This window comes from Paenibacillus lutimineralis (genome assembly GCF_003991425.1).
In the GTDB taxonomy this organism is placed as follows: domain Bacteria; phylum Bacillota; class Bacilli; order Paenibacillales; family Paenibacillaceae; genus Fontibacillus; species Fontibacillus lutimineralis.
Window position 1 is genome coordinate 3232518 of the sequence record NZ_CP034346.1, and the last position, 15469, is coordinate 3247986.

Sequence of the window (15469 nt, forward strand, 5' to 3'; positions counted from 1 at the left end):
TAATTGCAATTGTTAATTGAAAAATATATGTATACTTAATACCAAAAACGATTAATCTGCAGATGGAAGCCGTCTTGGACTTTGAGAAAAAGCTATTGAGCAATCCCATCACAGCGCTTGCTATCTTTGCATTCATGATGATAATTGTTGTTTCTATTGGAACTGCATTTTGGGAACATTCCTTAAAAATGGGCAGCAGTAGCGAAAGAACTAGGTATTGCGGACATCGGTCTATTGAAGATTTCGAGCGCAATCTCAGTTATATTCCATTTCGGACGACTCAGAAGCTGAAGGGCCTTTTCGATTCGAAATTCCGTTCCGGAAAACACCTTTCCAGCGTGATTTAAGACAGTTCGGAAATATAGCATATAACTTGTTAATCGGGTATTCGCATTATGCTAACGGGAAACGATAACCTAGCGATGGAACTCTTCCAACAAATTGGGCAGACGCATGGGGAACTTCATCGTTATGGGGCCCTTTATGAAGTATATTCATGCTGGCAATAGACAACGCTTAAGGTTAAGTATTATCTTATGTGGGAGGTCATCGCTTCTTGAAATTTGAACTAGGACGTTGTTTACTGAATGAACGATTGATGGAATCCGGAAAGTCAGCGGAATGGCTGGCAAAAGACTTACTTTTTAAACCGGAACGAGTTTACGACTTTATTGAAAACAAAAGAGTGATGCCACTTAAAATTGCCATATCGATCGCCGATTCCATCGGTTGTGATGTTCGTGCCTTGTATGAATTAATTCCGAACGATAATGAAATAAAGGGAGATTAATGGAATAAGTGGTAGGTTGGCATTAAGATTACAAATGTGATCCATTACCTAAGCTAACGGAAAACGATAACTCAATCAAAAAACATCCCTGGCCCGAAATGGGAAAATATGGAGGAGGATTGAGTGCAATTGTCGAAATGTTCCTTAAACATAAATAGTTGAAACTTCGACATTGTATCTGAGGTGAGCAGCCTGTTGTCGGAGGACAAGAACATATACGCTATAAGAGTCGCGGAAATCGTGGCTTTTTTCTGTTTTAACGATATAAGTTCTTGTCCTGTCGAGTGACAAGAAAAGTGTACCGATTGTCGTCCTTTAGATAATAATCATTAAGCTAACGGGCAGGATAGTTTAGTTATAAACGTACTTTCCAAAAAAGTGTGTGATAAACTGTTTGAAGCACAAGCCTAACTATACTGCGGATGACTTTTAAAAAGCTCTTTTCTTTAAAGACGAAAGCCGTTAGCGAATGTAAAGTGCCCCCCTGTCAAGTGTGTGTAAGTTATAATAGGTAAACAAATGAGCAGCGAACAAAATTTGTATTAGGAGGAGTATGCCATGCGCATAGAAACTCAAAATGTTGTTATAAGAACATTGGAAAAAAAAGATGCTAAAAGATTTTATTCAATTGCCAGGGAATCGGCTGTATACCGTTATATGCCAGATTGGGCTGACGGACGCGCACATCCGAAGGATTATTATGGATTGATTGATCAGTATCAAAAGCAATCGGATAATACGGATATTTCCATTGGCCGTTCCTACGCGATTGCCTTGCCAAACACCGATGAGATGATTGGTAGCATAGGGGTGGGGCTTAAAGAGAAGCTAAATGAAATCGAACTGGGATATTTCATGTCGGAAAAACATCAAAGGAACGGATATACCAGAGAAGCGATAAGTGCCTTGGCAGAATGGTGCTTTGAGGTATCTGATGTTAAGTATTTAATCCTGACAATTAATTGTGCCAATGTTCCCTCGAACAAATTGGCTGAAAAATGTGGATTTAAATTGCTTGAAAGACGAACGCCTATAGGGGATAACCAATTTTATATGGAAAATGATAGTTACTTTTATTACAGAAGCTACAGAAAATAAGCATTTGTTTCCGATGGCTCCCAATCAGCCGTAAGCGATTTGTTGTGTCCAATCAAAACTAAAAATGCTTTGATATTTGTAAGACGACAAGAAAAAAAAGACAAGAACGTATATGGTTAACCGTGATTGATATGGATTCTCATTACAGATGTAGTTTTTAGTATTTTATAATACGTGGCTGAGCAGGGTTGAAAGAAGCACCGAGTGCGATAAGCTGATGCCCGCAAAAACGGAGTTACAAAGCTAAACTGGCTTCAGGCATTAAGCTAACGGAGAACGATAGCTTAATAACTAAAGCGGCTGCCTTGAATTATTATTTAAAATAAAAGAAATCTCCCGCAGCTCCACCATACATCTTCACTAACACGCCGATCCTGCGTGTTTTTTTATGCTTCGAACGATAATGTTCGTGAATCAATGTCGTCCGAACAGACAGATTCATTTAAGATCATTTGTTTCCCCCGAGACGTTATGAATTTTTTTGAAATTTTACGAGAAATAATTGAACCGAAATCTGGTTCTTTACGCCTTATATATAGAGAGACAAATGTGAGAGGAGAGACATCATGGAAGTGGAGAACGAACAACGGCTAATGGATGAGATTAGGCAGGGGAATAAAGACGCTTTCCGGACGCTGGTAAATCCGCTGATTCCGAAGGCTTACCGGACCGCATATATGATGCTGCAATCCAAGCCGTTGGCGGAGGAAGCGGTACAGAACGCACTAATTGAATTGTATTCGACGATCGTAAGCGGTAAAGAAATTAACAGACTTTATGGTTGGTTCAGCCGGCTGCTAGCTCACCGGACGGTTGATATCGCGAGGAAAGAGCAGGGATATAAAATTACCGTAGATATCGATGGCATGGAGATTCAAGATGCGGCCTCTACACCGCTTGAAAGTTTGCTCCAGAAGGAACAGTCGGAGCGGCTGTTCGAGGCGATCATTACGCTGGAGCTGAATCAGCGGATCGTTGTCGGGTTGTACTACTTTCAGGAACTAAAAATCGAGGAGATCGCCACTCTTCTGGACATTAAAGAAGGCACGGTCAAGTCCCGGCTATATCATGCCAGACTAAAACTCAGCGCTGCGCTTCAACGGGCGCAAGGGCAGGCAAAGGAGCTGACGATATGAGTAGAGAACGTGATACGGATTTGAAAGCAGGCTTAGAGCAAGCGCTGGAAATGATTTCGGTACCCGAATCGTTGTTTCAATTCGCGGAGGAGCTGCCCGGCAAATTCGATCGAGGCGAGCTAGCGCTGGATGGCAACCCGAAGATCGAATCGCAACCGATTGTATCTATACGGTCCAAGCGGCGGAAGATTCCTGTCGTCTTCAAAGGCACGGCTGTGGCGGTGATCTTAGTGGTAACGTTCTTTGCAGGTGTTACCATATCGCCTGCTTTTGCTTCGCTTTTCAGAGGTGTGCCTGGCATCGATATCGCTATCGATTGGCTAAAGCATATCCGGGAGCAAGACGGTGTCCAGACGGCGATGAACCACGACTATATACCAATCGATCCGGTGACGATGAAGATAGACGGCACGATTATTACGATCAGCGACATCTATCTGACGGAAGAGGAGCTGCTGTTCAAAAGCTTTATTCAGACTGACGCATTCGATATAACCGATGGGAGCAGTCCGGTATCGATCTGGATTTCTCCAACCAATACCTTGGCTGGCCAAGGAACGACGACCTCTTCGTCTGTCATCCCGACTGCCGATAGCAGCGGGAAACCGGTGCTGCAGGAAACGTATAAGTATCAGTTATCTGATGGCGTTGTTAAGCAGTTTTTGGCACAGGGCACCGAACTTGAGCTAGAGGTTACCAAAAGAACTGTTACCGATGAGGGACGTAATTTAGATATCCAGCAAATGGGGACTATTAAAGTGTCGATTCAGCCTGACAAGCTGCTGCACAATAAAGTGCTAGAACCGAAGCAGGCGCTGCCTGTTGGTGATTTTGATCTGAAGGAACTGAGCTTGGAAAAGGTGACGATTCAACCGACGACGATGAATCTGATTTTGAAAGGGCCTGAGGGATGGTACTACGAATTTCCGAGAGACGATGAGACTGCCCCGTATTTGAAGGATGATCAAGGCCGTGAGTATCGGTACGATCCTTCAGGCTCAGGTCTATTGTATTATGAGGGAGGAAAGCTGCAATTGCCGTTCTCATCGTCCGTTTATTTCGAACCGAATGTCCGTTCATTGACGCTTCATATTGGAAGTCTTCAGGTAGGCGAATTCAAGCCAAGTGAGAAGCTGGAATTGCCTTTAAACGGCGAATTTCCGCGTACGATACATTTTAAGAATAAAGAAATCGTTATTGAAGGGGCGGACTACGTTCCCGAAGGGTATCTGCATTTGAAGATCAAAAAAGACAGTCCCAAACAGAAGAGGCTGAAGGGTGTATCTTTTGGTATCGTTGAGGGGGAGAATATTACGGAGAAATTCAATAAAGTAGGAACCGAAACTTACGATGCTTACAGGAAAAAACAAAGGGAGGACATGAAGTCCTTCCATGTGAATGGCTTCGGCATCGCCGAGGATTACAGCAAGTCGGATTATCTGAACGTCTATATTCCAGCGCCCAAGCTAAACCAGTATACGCTCACACTGTCCCGAACCGGAGATTCGATTACGGTGAACCGTGATTATACGGTTTCGTTGATGCCTTGATCAGCAGGGCCTAAATCGGAAACACGCCTTCAATGGCGTGTTTTTTTGTTATCACATATTCAATTTCTGTCGGATGACAAGAATTTGATCCCATCCCGATGGATCTAACCTTTTGTTAAGCTAACGGGTAGGATAATAAAATTTCAATGAGGCACATAATCCAGAAAGGGCTGCGTCACTCTCTGAAGCATTACGAATGATTTATACCTATAACCGACAAAAAAGTACAAAGAAGTGCTGCAGCATTTGATTTCCTTAGCCAATACAATCATTGTGACTGAATTAAAGCACTTAGTCTGCCGAAGAGGAACACAGGAGATATGGATCTTGCAGTTGTAACCGGAACACTTTATTTGAAATCCGATTTGATTCAAGAATTATCTGAAGAGACCGATGTCGTTGGATTAGGTATAACGGAACATATGCCGTGGGATGCTATTAATTTGAAGAATCTGCTTGGAGAAATACCAATTCTAAATAAATGAAGTCATTAAAGAGGAACGCTTGCTCCTTAACGGGAGCGGGCATTCCTCTTTGTTTTGGGGCAGTGAAACCGACCATGACGGGAGAGCGCATCGCTGGCAGCGATGAGGTCAGGGGTTCAATCCCGCTAAGGTTCACCAACACCTAACACACTCGGCAGAGATGCCGTTTTTTTATGAGTATTTGTGTTTCCTTAATCAATACATGTGGAGTGCCTCGGTGAGTCCCGTTTCCATTTAATACGGGTGACAAAGCGTTTAGGTCTTTGTATCGTTTTTTCAAAAAAATCGGGAAGGCATGTCCCAGCAAAGAATGCAGTTCACCAACGATATCCAAGCTATTACCGGCGGACTGTATTATGTGACATTGACGTCTTCGGAGGTTCCTGAGGAGTCTTATGATATTGTATTAAATGCCAAGGATGGCGACGTGTTGAAGATTCTGCGTTCCTACCGGGAAAGCAGAGCTATGCTGCGTTATTCGGAAGAAAAGGTTTTTGATCTTGCCGATCGTTTTTTAGAAGAACATGGAAACTATCCGTTGACTGAGTTAACCCTACAGCTCGATATAACCCGTTGGGGTTCCAATGCGGAGCTGTATTATACGAGCGAGGATAATAAGACCCTGAAGTATTGTGTCGTAGTTAATTTCAGCAGTAATGAAGTCGTAGGCTTCAGCAAGGATGTCATGGCGCTGCTAAGTTATAATTCCAAACGGTAGAGGGATTAAACTTAATCTATATACAAGGTTGGTTCAAAGTCATGAATATGGCTTAGAATCAGCCTTTTTTTGCGTGCTGCCACCCGCACTTCAAACTTTACAACTTCTATACAACTCTATCTCACTTTTGATATTTCCGCTCTCTATACTGTTAAAGTACCTGGCAAAGGGGAGACAAGAACACTATCAAAGAACCGGAAGGAAGTATACGTTATGAAAAAAGTCATGCTGATGATATTGGCAGTGATGTTCGTATTAACCATTTCTGCTTGCAGTGCTGGTACTGGAAATCCTAAGGGGAGTGCCGATGGAAATAACGGGGGAACCAGTACCGGCGGCGCTGGTGAAGTGAAGGCGGGAGGCTTGGGCGCACCTTCCACTACGGAGAAGAAGACCGTGGTGTTTTCTACCTTTTTCCCGAGTGATTACTTTAAAGAAGCTAAGAAAAAATATGAAGCCAAGCATCCTAACATTACAATTGATTTGAGATCGGTTGAGACGGATGATGCGCATTTGGAAGAGAATCTGGAGAAATTTATAAAAACAACGGGCACGGCGATGCTCTCGGGACAAGGGCCCGATTTAATCGAGATGGATCAGTTGCCGTCTGGCGACTATGTGAAGCAAAAAATGCTGGCCAATCTTGGCGACATCATGGACCATGACCCTGAATTTAAAAAAGAACAATATTTCACTAACATTCTGGAAGGGATAAAGGTTAACGGTGGAATGTACGGCTTGCCAATCGGGTTCTTTATCTATGGTCTGATGGGCAATGAAGATGCTATTAAGAAGAGTGGTGTGACATTCGATGACAGCAAGTGGAATTGGGAGCAGTTCATCACGACAGCCCAGGCTATAACTAAAGGAGCCGACAAGGACCACCAGTATGCTTTGGGCAGAAGCACGCCGGAGTATATGACCACGCAATTTGTGAATGAACGATATGCAACCTTCATCAATCTGGAGCAGAGGAGCGCCAATTTTGTATCCAGCGACTTTACCAACCTACTTCAACTGGTAAAAACGTTGTTCGATAAAAAAGTAGTCGATGCAGATGCGCGCTTCCCGTTGTTCCGCACCGCTCAGATCAACTCACCAAAGGTTTATATCGAGGAGTTGCGGAAGAGTGAATTCATTACTGGTGGCAATGCCTATACCTCGAAGCTTTATTTGAGTCCAAATGCCGATCCGCAGCATCCGGGTGGTTCCTTCTCAACCTACCAGACGATTGGGCTGAATGATCGTTCAACTGTAAAAGCCGAGGCGTGGGATTTTGTGAAGTTTCTGCTGTCGGATGAAATGCAGAGTAAACCCGACGGTACCGGATTTCCGCTGAATAAAGCCTCTTATGCGAAAAAAGCGCAAGAGTTGGTTCAAAAAGGGTCCATTCAGTCTGATCAACCGATCGGGCCGATGAAAGGCAAGAGCTTCAAAATCACACAGCAGGATATTGATGATTTGGACAAATTCCTGAACGGGGCGACGTACACGCTACAATTCAAGCCCTCCAAGATTGACGAGATCATCACCGCGGAGGCACAGGCTTTTTTCACCGGTCAGAAGTCGGCTGACGAAGTAGCCAAGCTCATTCAGAACAGAGTAACTACTTATCTGAATGAGTAGCTATCTGAATGAGTAGCAGCAAGGGAAGGAGGTGCGACAGATGACAGGAAAACATGAGGGGATCAAGGGGATAAGAGGAATCAGGCTGCTACGCAAAGATTGGATGGCTGCGGTACTTTTCCTCGCACCTAGCTTGATCGGATTTTCCGTATTTTATCTCATTCCGTTTGCCACGGGGCTGCTCTACTCCTTCCAGGACAGTACCGTCGACGGTACGTTTGTAGGCCTCGACAACTATCAGGCGGTGCTATCCAGTGGCTCGTTCCGCAAGGCGGCTGCAAATACGCTGCTCTTTACGGGAGTAAGCGTTCCGCTCATTATTGCGCTGTCCCTTTGCTTTGCGCAGTTGCTCAACCGTAGATTGTTTATTCGGAACTTGCTCCAGACTGCTTTTGTACTGCCGCTGGTGGTTCCGGTAGCCTCGATCGTGATGATGTGGCAAATCCTGTTCGATTGGAATGGAACCCTGAATGTGTGGCTGCAGCATTTGCACATGGGACGGATTGATTGGATGAAGTCGGAGTGGTCCATGGTGGTATTGGTGGTGGTGTATATATGGAAGAACATCGGCTACAACATTATTTTATTTCTTGCAGGTCTGCAAAGTATTCCGAAGGATTACTATGAGACTGCAGATATAGAAGGCGCGAGTGGGTTGCATAAGTGGCTGCATATCACATGGGTCTATTTGACGCCGACGATGTTCTTTGTGGTTCTGATGTCGATCATTAACTCCTTCAAAGTGTTCCGGGAGACATACCTGATTGCTGGCGATTATCCGAATGATCGCATTTACATGCTTCAGCATTATATGAACAACATGTTCATGTCACTGGATGTGCAAAAGCTGACGGCGGCAGCTACGCTTATGGTAGCCGCTATCCTCCTCTTCGTAAGCGTCATGCTGATGATGGAACGCCGCTTCCGGAGCTTTATGGAATAAGGAAGGACCGTGAGTAAAATGGTTTTGTTTCGCAAAATAGCGTTGACGGTAGTAATGAGTATTTTCGCGTTGGTGATGCTGTTTCCAATCCTAATCACATTCTCGAACTCTTTAATGACGGAGAGCGAAATTGACTATAATTATCATCTTATTGGGAAAATGGTCAACGTTGCAGCAGGTGAGAAGAACGGTTTTATTAACTTGAAGCTGATTCCCGACTGGGTTTCTTTGAGCCAATATGGGGAAGTGCTGGTGCATAAACCTCTCTTCATGCACATGTTCTGGAATTCTGTCTTTATGGTGCTGCCGATCATCATCGGGCAGGTAGTTGTAGCTTCACTGGCAGCCTATGCCTTTGCCAAGCTCCGCTTCTGGGGAAGGGAGAAACTGTTCGTCGTATACTTAATGACGATGCTGATGCCGTTTCAGGTGACGCTTGTTCCTAGTTACATTATTGCAGACAAGCTGGGGCTGATGAACAGCACTGCTGCGATTATTTTGCCGGGAATATTCAGTGCGTTCGGTGTGTTTATGCTGAGGCAGTTCATGCTGCATATTCCGTATTCTTACCTTGAGGCAGCCAAGATGGACGGGGCTGGACAGTTGAGGATTTTCTACTCGATCATGCTTCCGCTTATCAAGCCGGGCATGGCAGCCTTGACGGTACTGCTGTTCGTGGATAACTGGAACATGGTGGAGCAGCCGCTGATCTTTTTAGAGGATGCCTTCAAACAGCCGTTGTCCTTATACTTGTCACGAATTAATGAGGGGGCCCGCGGCGTGGCGTTCGCTGCATCGGCGTTGTATATGGCTCCCATGGTATTGATGTTTTTATATGCGGAGTCGTATTTTATTGAAGGCATTCAATTATCGGGCATTAAAGGGTAATTCATTCACGGGGTGATCACATTGGAAATGGAACATGCAGGGCGCAAGAAGACAATCGTTGTAATCGCAGGCGTGTTTCTCGGGCTGCTGATCTTATTCACCTTGTTCAGCAATACGTTAATGTCGTTAACCTTGCCGAAGGTAGCGCTTTTCACGGTGAGCCGTGGCGTGCTGAGTCACGAATTTCAGAGCACCGGCGTTCTGAAATGGAAAGCAGAGACTGAACTAAGCAATACCTCTAGCTGGAAAGTGAAGGAGGTGGAGGTCAAGAAAGGCGATGTGGTGCAAAAAGGACAGACGCTCATCACTTATGACAGCAAGGACATCAAACAGCAGATTCAGGATGAACAAGGAAGTCTCGCCAAATTAAAGCTGTCCACGGGCAGTTTGCAATATGCCTTAAAGGAGGCCATACAAGGCGGGGATGAAAAAATAATCAATGACGCAACAACCGCCTATAAAAGTCATGAGATTGATATCGAGACCCAGAAGCGGCGCATTCAAAAACTGCAGGACAGCCTAAAGGAGAATTCGAAGCTGGTCGCCCCCTTTGCGGGAATAGTAACCAAAGTTAACGCAATGGAAGGTTTTCCTTCCAGCGGACCGGATGTGATGATTTCTAATCAAAATCTGGGCTTGATGTTAGAGCTATCATTGCCAGCTCCGGCAGTTACCCTGCTCAAGACCGGGGATGAGCTGGATGTGCAAGTGAATGGCATGGAAGCCAGACAAATGAAGGGGCAGATTGAGAGCATTCAGGATGGTGATCCTGTGAATTCAGATATTGGGGAAAGTGCAACTGGGAATTCTACGGTTCCCATGAAGAAGCTCATTCTCTCCATTCAGGACCCTGCTGCTAAGGAAGGTGAAGCAGCCCAGGTTGATTTGACCCAAACGCTGGAGGATGTGGTGCTCGTACCTAATGCGGCTATTCATGATGAAGGTGGCAAGAAATATGTATTTGGCATTGAGCAAAAGGACGGGCCGCTCGGCAATGCCTTTTATGTTCGTAAAGTTTATATCACGGTTGATGATGCCAATTCGTCGCAATCTGCCGTCACCGGCGGACTGTTTGATCAAGAATCTATCATTATAGAGAGCAGTGAACCCTTACAGGAGGGCAACAAGATTCGCATGTAGACATTCGACGTAAAGTGCCAACATTATCTCGGCTAAGCATTAGGGAAGACTAATGATGTATTATAACATCATTGTTGCAAGAACTGTTTTTTGGGTGGAGTATACACCAGTTCCAGCAGATGCAGATGATAGAGAAACGCTTTTTCGATTTAAGAAAACACTGGCTGACTTATATCTTATCGAAATGAACGTTACCCGAGAAATGATACAAGATTACCTATCTGTAATTATTGCCTCTAGAGCGGGTGAATGTCCTAACGAGTACCAGTGAGTTTCATAAGGGAATCGTATCACACAAATAGTGGTAAAGCGGAAATTAGAGCTTAATATTAGTTTAAAAGACTGGAATGTCACAGCATAACGTCTGAGAATATTCAAACTAAAGGAAAACGAGTGGACAAGGGTTGAAATTGAGATTATGAAACAAAGATGTTTACCAAAGGTAGCATTTAAATTGGAATCAACAAATAGTGAAAATAATATAGTTGAGTATTACCATTTAAGTGAAGAAAGAAATTTTGAGATCAAAAAACTATCCTTTAAATGTCCAAATCAGTCGGAGGAAAGCCAAAATTGAATTTCTAAGATGACCACTGAATTTCGGAATCAGTGGTCTTTTTAATTAGGCTATGTTAAATTCTAATGTTGATATTTGACCATAAGAAAACCGCCTTGGTGAAAAGGCGGTTTGTTGAGCTATAGTAATCCGTTAGCTTAATAAACGTTAATTGAACTCTAATTTTTATGCTTATTATGATTAGGCTATATCAAAATGTAATCTTCCGTCTTTTTCACTTATGTAAGGTTGACGTTCTTTTATGTGTGCGTATTCTGGATATCTGCTCATTAAGTTGCGAAGCATACAGATAATGACAGGGTGAATCGTTTTATCGTGTTCGCTATTCATGACCGCACTCTTTGTTGTCAGCCATGGCATTATCTCACCTTTATATTTGTTAATCTCTGATTCAGCAATTTCAAATGGTAGTTCAGAAAGGCAGAGCCAGAAATACCATTTTGCAAACCATGGGCGTTTTCTGTCTCCAACATGACAGTAATAATTATCAAATCTGCCTTTTATCCAATCTGTATCTTCAGGAGATACCGTTGCAAGAAAGCGTAATACAACAAGCGATGTATCAAAGCACTCTCCCACTCCATCATCACAGTTACCAAAGCATGTGGTTTTCAGGCGTGTAAGAGTTTTATCCACTATTTCTTTTACATTAGGGTTATTTGGTGCAAGAAGGTAAAGTAAGCGGATAATTTCAAGTTCATACATATTAGCGGAGAATATATGAGTTTTTGGTGTTTGATTATAAATAGTTTTGAGCTTTACTCCATCGTTATATGGTGGAATAAAGAAAACCGGATACATCTGCCGCCCATAGCCGTCAATGTTATTAGTAAACTTGACAGCCTTATAGAAACTCTTTGCCTTTTCTGGTTTAGTTAGTGCCGAAAATAATTGACCGACAATATTACTTTTTTGTGAGTCAGCTAAGCTTCCACCATTAATTAAGTAGTGATTTGTTTTTATCATAAGCTCATATGCATTCATTTATTTTCACCACCCTCAGCACAAATAATTTTCTCTTCAAAATTACTAATACAAAATTTATAGCTGAAATGAGCTTTCAACTATCCTGCCCGTTTAGCTTAACAAGAATAAGCAGACAGCCTAAGTTTTGTATTCGTGTCGGTAACAATAAACAGGCACGATTTGACCAACATATTTTTCTTATTCGATGAGGTAATCTCATATTCCTTGCTGTCAATATAACGAAACCAAGCCAAATAATGTTGCAAATATTTGGTTGCAACACCATTAAAGCGGTTTATCCATTTCTTCAAGCGGCTGTGGTAGCTGTTTACGTTTTGGATATGGTACACGCCTTTTACACGTTGTTTTCCGTCGGACTTGAATCGGTAATGAGCCAGTCCCTTTGAATTCGCATAGGAACTGAATGCTCTCCACGAATCTGTGCATAGCACGTTTGAGTCTGATATATGAACACCAATCGCTTCATCCAATTTTGTAGTCCGAATACGTCCACGCCCAAGTACGCCAGAGTAAGTCATTTTCTGACGATCACGGGCAACGAGCACACATACTTGGTCTTTACTAATACCACGATATTTGGCTTTTCCGCCACGTTTACGTGGCTTACGTTCGGATATATTCCGTTTGCCCTTTTCGGAGAATAAGAAATACGTTTCGTCCATTTCGACGATTCCCTGGAAAGCTTCAGTTGGAATCTGCTTTAGAGCGGCAAGAATCTTATGTCGCCAATAAAACAAGGTGACGTGCGTGACTTCACCATTTAACTGCTCTGCACATTTTCTGAATTTCATCAATCGCTCGAACTGGAACCGCCACACCCTTGGTTCGGGACTGCCAAAAAGTTGATAAGCTCTCGCTTACCGTTATCGTCCAATGTATCAGCAAGCCTTTTCAGTTCCTTTAAATCCATGGGTAAATCATCTCCGAATAGTATATTACCCTAAGCATAGAACGTTAGTTCGTATGTGTCAAATATCAACGGAGGACAAGAACATAGTCCTATTACCGATTAGATAAGAATTAAACTACATTTCACTGCATTAGTTCATTAAGCTAACGGGCAGTTTAGTGGAATAATAATAGTATGGACCGTATCACATGTAATGGAAAAGAAGCATTTTTGGGGAACCCGTAGTAAGGACTTCGAACATAAGTGTCGAAGTTTTTTTATATGCAAATTTTTCTCGGGCGAAGACCGACGGAAACTGAGAGAGTAATGTGTCTACTTAATAAAAGGAGGGTAAACAGTGAGTGACGATATTGAACGGGTGCGAGCGGCTCTACTTGGAGATTGGGAGGCTTTTGGTGCCATCGTCCGTAAATATGCAAATGTCTTGCACGCCGTTGCTTATGAAGTGGTTCGGGATTATCATACTGCGCAAGACTTAGCGCAAGAAACTTTTCTTAAAGCGTACATGAATATGCATTCATTAAAAAATCCAGAGAAACTTGGGAGTTGGCTATATTCTATCGTCAGGAGGTTGAGTCTGAATGCACTAAGAACGGAAGGAAGATATATGTCACTTGAAATTGCTTACGATCTGCAGATTGACCAATCGGTTGAGGAACTTGTATTGCAGCGTGACGTAAGAAGGAAGGTTTTCGATGCTTTCAACTCCCTAAAAGAACCACAACGGCTTGCATCAACACTCCATTATTTAGGTGGCTTTACCATTAAAGAAACCGCAGAAATACTTGATATTTCTATTAACGCGGCGGAGAGTCGAATTAGAAGGTCAAAAGATTCGCTTAAGAAGGAGCTGTTTGTATTGATGGATGATTTAATGAAAGATGATGGCTTTGAACAAAACATCGAACGAGAAGTCCTGCGTGCGATTGTGCCACGCATTGCTACGATTGAAATTCCTGTATTTGATTTGCGCAGGGCAGTTGAATGGTACGGTGAAATGCTCGGTGCGAAACTTCAAGGAGAATGGAACGATGAATGGAAAGCGGCGATGTTGCACTTTCAAGGCGGATCGGGAGCGGTTGGTGTGCCATCCGTATATCTAGTAAAGACAGAAGATACTCGACGATTAATATTTAAGAATACGCGGCATGGTTATATTCAAAGTGTCATTGACCTCTATACGCATGATCTTAAAGGGTACTATCGTTTTCTAAAAGAACGTGGTGTTGATGTAAATGAGATTGATTGGAAGCAGGAACCGAATCGTCAAGGATTTGGTTTCCGGGACTGCGACGGTAATTCGTTTGGGGTTTGTAATGTTGAACTCACTGGTCAAGGAGGAGGTAATCAAGAAATTCCAAAAGCGCATCCGTTCGTATCGCGTGTTGCAGGCGTAGAAATTCCTGTCACGGATTTGAAAAAAGCTGTTGCCTGGTATACCGAGACCTTTGGCATGAAAGTTCTTGGTGAACCAGAGAGAGATTGGGAGGCTGCAATGCTTTATCTTGACGGAGGCGAACGGCTTGGAGTACCAAACTTTTACTTGGTTGAAACACATGATGAACAACGACTTGCATTTGTGAACAGCTACACGAATATAACCCATAGTGTAATCGACTTCTACTCAGCAAATGTTGAGCCTATGCTATCAGGGTTGCATACTCGTAAAGTTAAGATGAATGGAGCAAGTGGATTTTATGACCCAGATGGGAATTCACTAGCCATATGCAGCGCAGTACATCGTGGACAAGTTAGTAAAATGTAGAGTATTGATGATGAAACTTATCGTTATGGACAGAATGGGGTATTATACAAAAAGGTCCGTTAAAGTAACGGGACACGATAGTTCAGAACAACACAACGGCGGCCGATCAAGGATCAGCTGACGTTTTTATTGAAGTAAAGGGCAGGATAGCGAAAAAATTAAGCATCTTTCTGACAGTAATTAGAGGAATATTATGGATAAAAATAGAATAGGAAGGGATAATCACAATTGGGAGTGAGTTAATTGGAGATTGAAATCGTTCAAACTAGCAATATCTCTGCATTTGTTGGGGTAAGAGCAAGTGCTAATATGTCAAATCTAGGGGAAAGCATTGGACGTGCATTTGAAGAGTTGATAAGAAGGCGTAATGAAATTAAGAACATAAAGAACCCCAATGTGACATACGGCATATCACCTCCAAACTACAAAGGAAACACTGGGACAATAGACTTTTATTGCTGTTTTGAAGTTGAACCGCTCGAAAGCTTACCGCATGGAATGCTTCATATCCATCTATTGCCTCGCATTTTTTCAGTCACTCACTATAGGGGGCAAGCAAGCAAGACGGAGACCGCCTATGATTATACGACTAAGTGGATGAATGAAAATGGCTATGTCTACGATGATATATCATATTATTTTGAAAGATACGATGAGAAGACAATGATAGAATCAGATGATGAACGGAATGAAATAAAAATATTCTGTCCAGTAAAGAAGATATGAATTGTATATTACACAAATGGGACACGTAAATAATAAGATGAATTTATACGCCAAATAAAAATATTTTCAATGCAACCGTATGGTTTTCAATATTCTACACGTCTTATATAAAAACAGGAAGGGATGGATG

15 protein-coding genes and 2 pseudogenes are annotated in these 15469 nt (G+C 42.8%); 14 read left to right on the forward strand and 3 right to left on the reverse strand.

Annotated features, from left to right (window positions below; translation table 11 throughout):
- Positions 1 to 556 precede the first annotated feature (556 nt).
- Both EI981_RS14070 and EI981_RS14075 read left to right on the forward strand, forming a co-directional pair.
- The gene (locus tag EI981_RS14070; RefSeq protein ID WP_126999119.1) at positions 557 to 790 is read left to right on the forward strand and encodes an XRE family transcriptional regulator; all 234 of its coding nucleotides are present in this window, start codon (positions 557 to 559) and stop codon (positions 788 to 790) included.
- Between the two features lie 558 nt (positions 791 to 1348).
- Positions 1349 to 1888: a GNAT family N-acetyltransferase gene (locus tag EI981_RS14075; RefSeq protein WP_126999121.1), complete on the forward strand. Its 540-nt coding sequence runs from the start codon at positions 1349 to 1351 to the stop codon at positions 1886 to 1888.
- A 313-nt stretch (positions 1889 to 2201) separates the two neighbouring features.
- On the opposite strand, the gene EI981_RS29990 is transcribed toward EI981_RS14075, so the two are convergent.
- Complete coding sequence (locus EI981_RS29990; protein WP_257792040.1) at positions 2202 to 2330, reverse strand: hypothetical protein; 129 nt, start codon at positions 2328 to 2330, stop codon at positions 2202 to 2204.
- Positions 2331 to 2454: 124 nt separating this feature from the next.
- Between EI981_RS29990 and EI981_RS14080 the strand changes: the two genes are divergently transcribed.
- The 10 genes and pseudogenes from EI981_RS14080 (at position 2455) to EI981_RS14120 (ending at position 10645) form a co-directional block, all read left to right on the forward strand.
- Entirely contained in the window at positions 2455 to 3024 is a 570-nt protein-coding gene (locus EI981_RS14080) for an RNA polymerase sigma factor (protein ID WP_126999123.1), read from the forward strand.
- Entirely contained in the window at positions 3021 to 4574 is a 1554-nt protein-coding gene (locus EI981_RS14085; protein ID WP_126999125.1) for a DUF4179 domain-containing protein, read from the forward strand. The genes EI981_RS14080 and EI981_RS14085 overlap by 4 nt, the downstream gene beginning before the upstream one ends.
- Before the next feature lie 365 nt (positions 4575 to 4939).
- A pseudogene (locus EI981_RS14090) lies at positions 4940 to 5059 on the forward strand (arginase family protein); the annotation flags it as partial.
- Positions 5056 to 5205 (forward strand): hypothetical protein, encoded by a 150-nt coding sequence (locus EI981_RS29640; RefSeq protein ID WP_227011852.1) that lies wholly within the window; start codon positions 5056 to 5058, stop codon positions 5203 to 5205. The pseudogene EI981_RS14090 and the gene EI981_RS29640, both read left to right, overlap by 4 nt.
- Before the next feature lie 149 nt (positions 5206 to 5354).
- The gene (locus tag EI981_RS14095; protein ID WP_126999127.1) at positions 5355 to 5777 is read left to right on the forward strand and encodes a hypothetical protein; all 423 of its coding nucleotides are present in this window, start codon (positions 5355 to 5357) and stop codon (positions 5775 to 5777) included.
- A 213-nt stretch (positions 5778 to 5990) separates the two neighbouring features.
- Entirely contained in the window at positions 5991 to 7403 is a 1413-nt protein-coding gene (locus EI981_RS14100; RefSeq protein WP_126999129.1) for an ABC transporter substrate-binding protein, read from the forward strand.
- Between the two features lie 40 nt (positions 7404 to 7443).
- Complete coding sequence (locus EI981_RS14105; protein WP_126999131.1) at positions 7444 to 8346, forward strand: carbohydrate ABC transporter permease; 903 nt, start codon at positions 7444 to 7446, stop codon at positions 8344 to 8346.
- A gap of 18 nt (positions 8347 to 8364) precedes the next feature.
- Positions 8365 to 9234 (forward strand): carbohydrate ABC transporter permease, encoded by an 870-nt coding sequence (locus tag EI981_RS14110; RefSeq protein WP_127004674.1) that lies wholly within the window; start codon positions 8365 to 8367, stop codon positions 9232 to 9234.
- Between the two features lie 12 nt (positions 9235 to 9246).
- Positions 9247 to 10374, forward strand: coding sequence for an efflux RND transporter periplasmic adaptor subunit (locus EI981_RS14115; RefSeq protein ID WP_227011853.1), 1128 nt, complete (start codon positions 9247 to 9249; stop codon positions 10372 to 10374).
- A gap of 55 nt (positions 10375 to 10429) precedes the next feature.
- Positions 10430 to 10645 (forward strand): hypothetical protein, encoded by a 216-nt coding sequence (locus tag EI981_RS14120; RefSeq protein ID WP_162616173.1) that lies wholly within the window; start codon positions 10430 to 10432, stop codon positions 10643 to 10645.
- A 486-nt stretch (positions 10646 to 11131) separates the two neighbouring features.
- On the opposite strand, the gene EI981_RS14125 is transcribed toward EI981_RS14120, so the two are convergent.
- Positions 11132 to 11935, reverse strand: coding sequence for a hypothetical protein (locus EI981_RS14125; protein WP_126999137.1), 804 nt, complete (start codon positions 11933 to 11935; stop codon positions 11132 to 11134).
- 98 nt (positions 11936 to 12033) lie between these two features.
- Positions 12034 to 12720, reverse strand: a pseudogene (locus EI981_RS14130) (IS1595 family transposase); the annotation flags it as partial.
- A gap of 465 nt (positions 12721 to 13185) precedes the next feature.
- Here EI981_RS14130 and EI981_RS14135 point away from each other — a divergent pair.
- Together EI981_RS14135 and EI981_RS14140 are read left to right on the forward strand one after the other, a co-directional pair.
- Positions 13186 to 14613 carry a sigma-70 family RNA polymerase sigma factor gene (locus EI981_RS14135; protein ID WP_126999139.1) on the forward strand — a complete coding sequence of 476 codons (1428 nt, stop codon included), beginning with the start codon at positions 13186 to 13188 and terminating at the stop codon, positions 14611 to 14613.
- Between the two features lie 243 nt (positions 14614 to 14856).
- Positions 14857 to 15339 carry a GyrI-like domain-containing protein gene (locus EI981_RS14140; RefSeq protein WP_126999141.1) on the forward strand — a complete coding sequence of 161 codons (483 nt, stop codon included), beginning with the start codon at positions 14857 to 14859 and terminating at the stop codon, positions 15337 to 15339.
- Positions 15340 to 15469: the final 130 nt, after the last annotated feature.

Coding starts and splice junctions, on each gene's coding strand:
- EI981_RS14075 (WP_126999121.1), top strand. CDS start 1,349: ATGCGCATAGAAACTCAAAATGTTGTTATAAGAACATTGGAAAAAAAA.
- EI981_RS29990 (WP_257792040.1), bottom strand. CDS start 2,330: ATGAATCTGTCTGTTCGGACGACATTGATTCACGAACATTATCGTTCG.
- EI981_RS14080 (WP_126999123.1), top strand. CDS start 2,455: ATGGAAGTGGAGAACGAACAACGGCTAATGGATGAGATTAGGCAGGGG.
- EI981_RS14085 (WP_126999125.1), top strand. CDS start 3,021: ATGAGTAGAGAACGTGATACGGATTTGAAAGCAGGCTTAGAGCAAGCG.
- EI981_RS29640 (WP_227011852.1), top strand. CDS start 5,056: ATGAAGTCATTAAAGAGGAACGCTTGCTCCTTAACGGGAGCGGGCATT.
- EI981_RS14095 (WP_126999127.1), top strand. CDS start 5,355: ATGTCCCAGCAAAGAATGCAGTTCACCAACGATATCCAAGCTATTACC.
- EI981_RS14100 (WP_126999129.1), top strand. CDS start 5,991: ATGAAAAAAGTCATGCTGATGATATTGGCAGTGATGTTCGTATTAACC.
- EI981_RS14105 (WP_126999131.1), top strand. CDS start 7,444: ATGACAGGAAAACATGAGGGGATCAAGGGGATAAGAGGAATCAGGCTG.
- EI981_RS14110 (WP_127004674.1), top strand. CDS start 8,365: ATGGTTTTGTTTCGCAAAATAGCGTTGACGGTAGTAATGAGTATTTTC.
- EI981_RS14120 (WP_162616173.1), top strand. CDS start 10,430: ATGTATTATAACATCATTGTTGCAAGAACTGTTTTTTGGGTGGAGTAT.
- EI981_RS14125 (WP_126999137.1), bottom strand. CDS start 11,935: ATGAATGCATATGAGCTTATGATAAAAACAAATCACTACTTAATTAAT.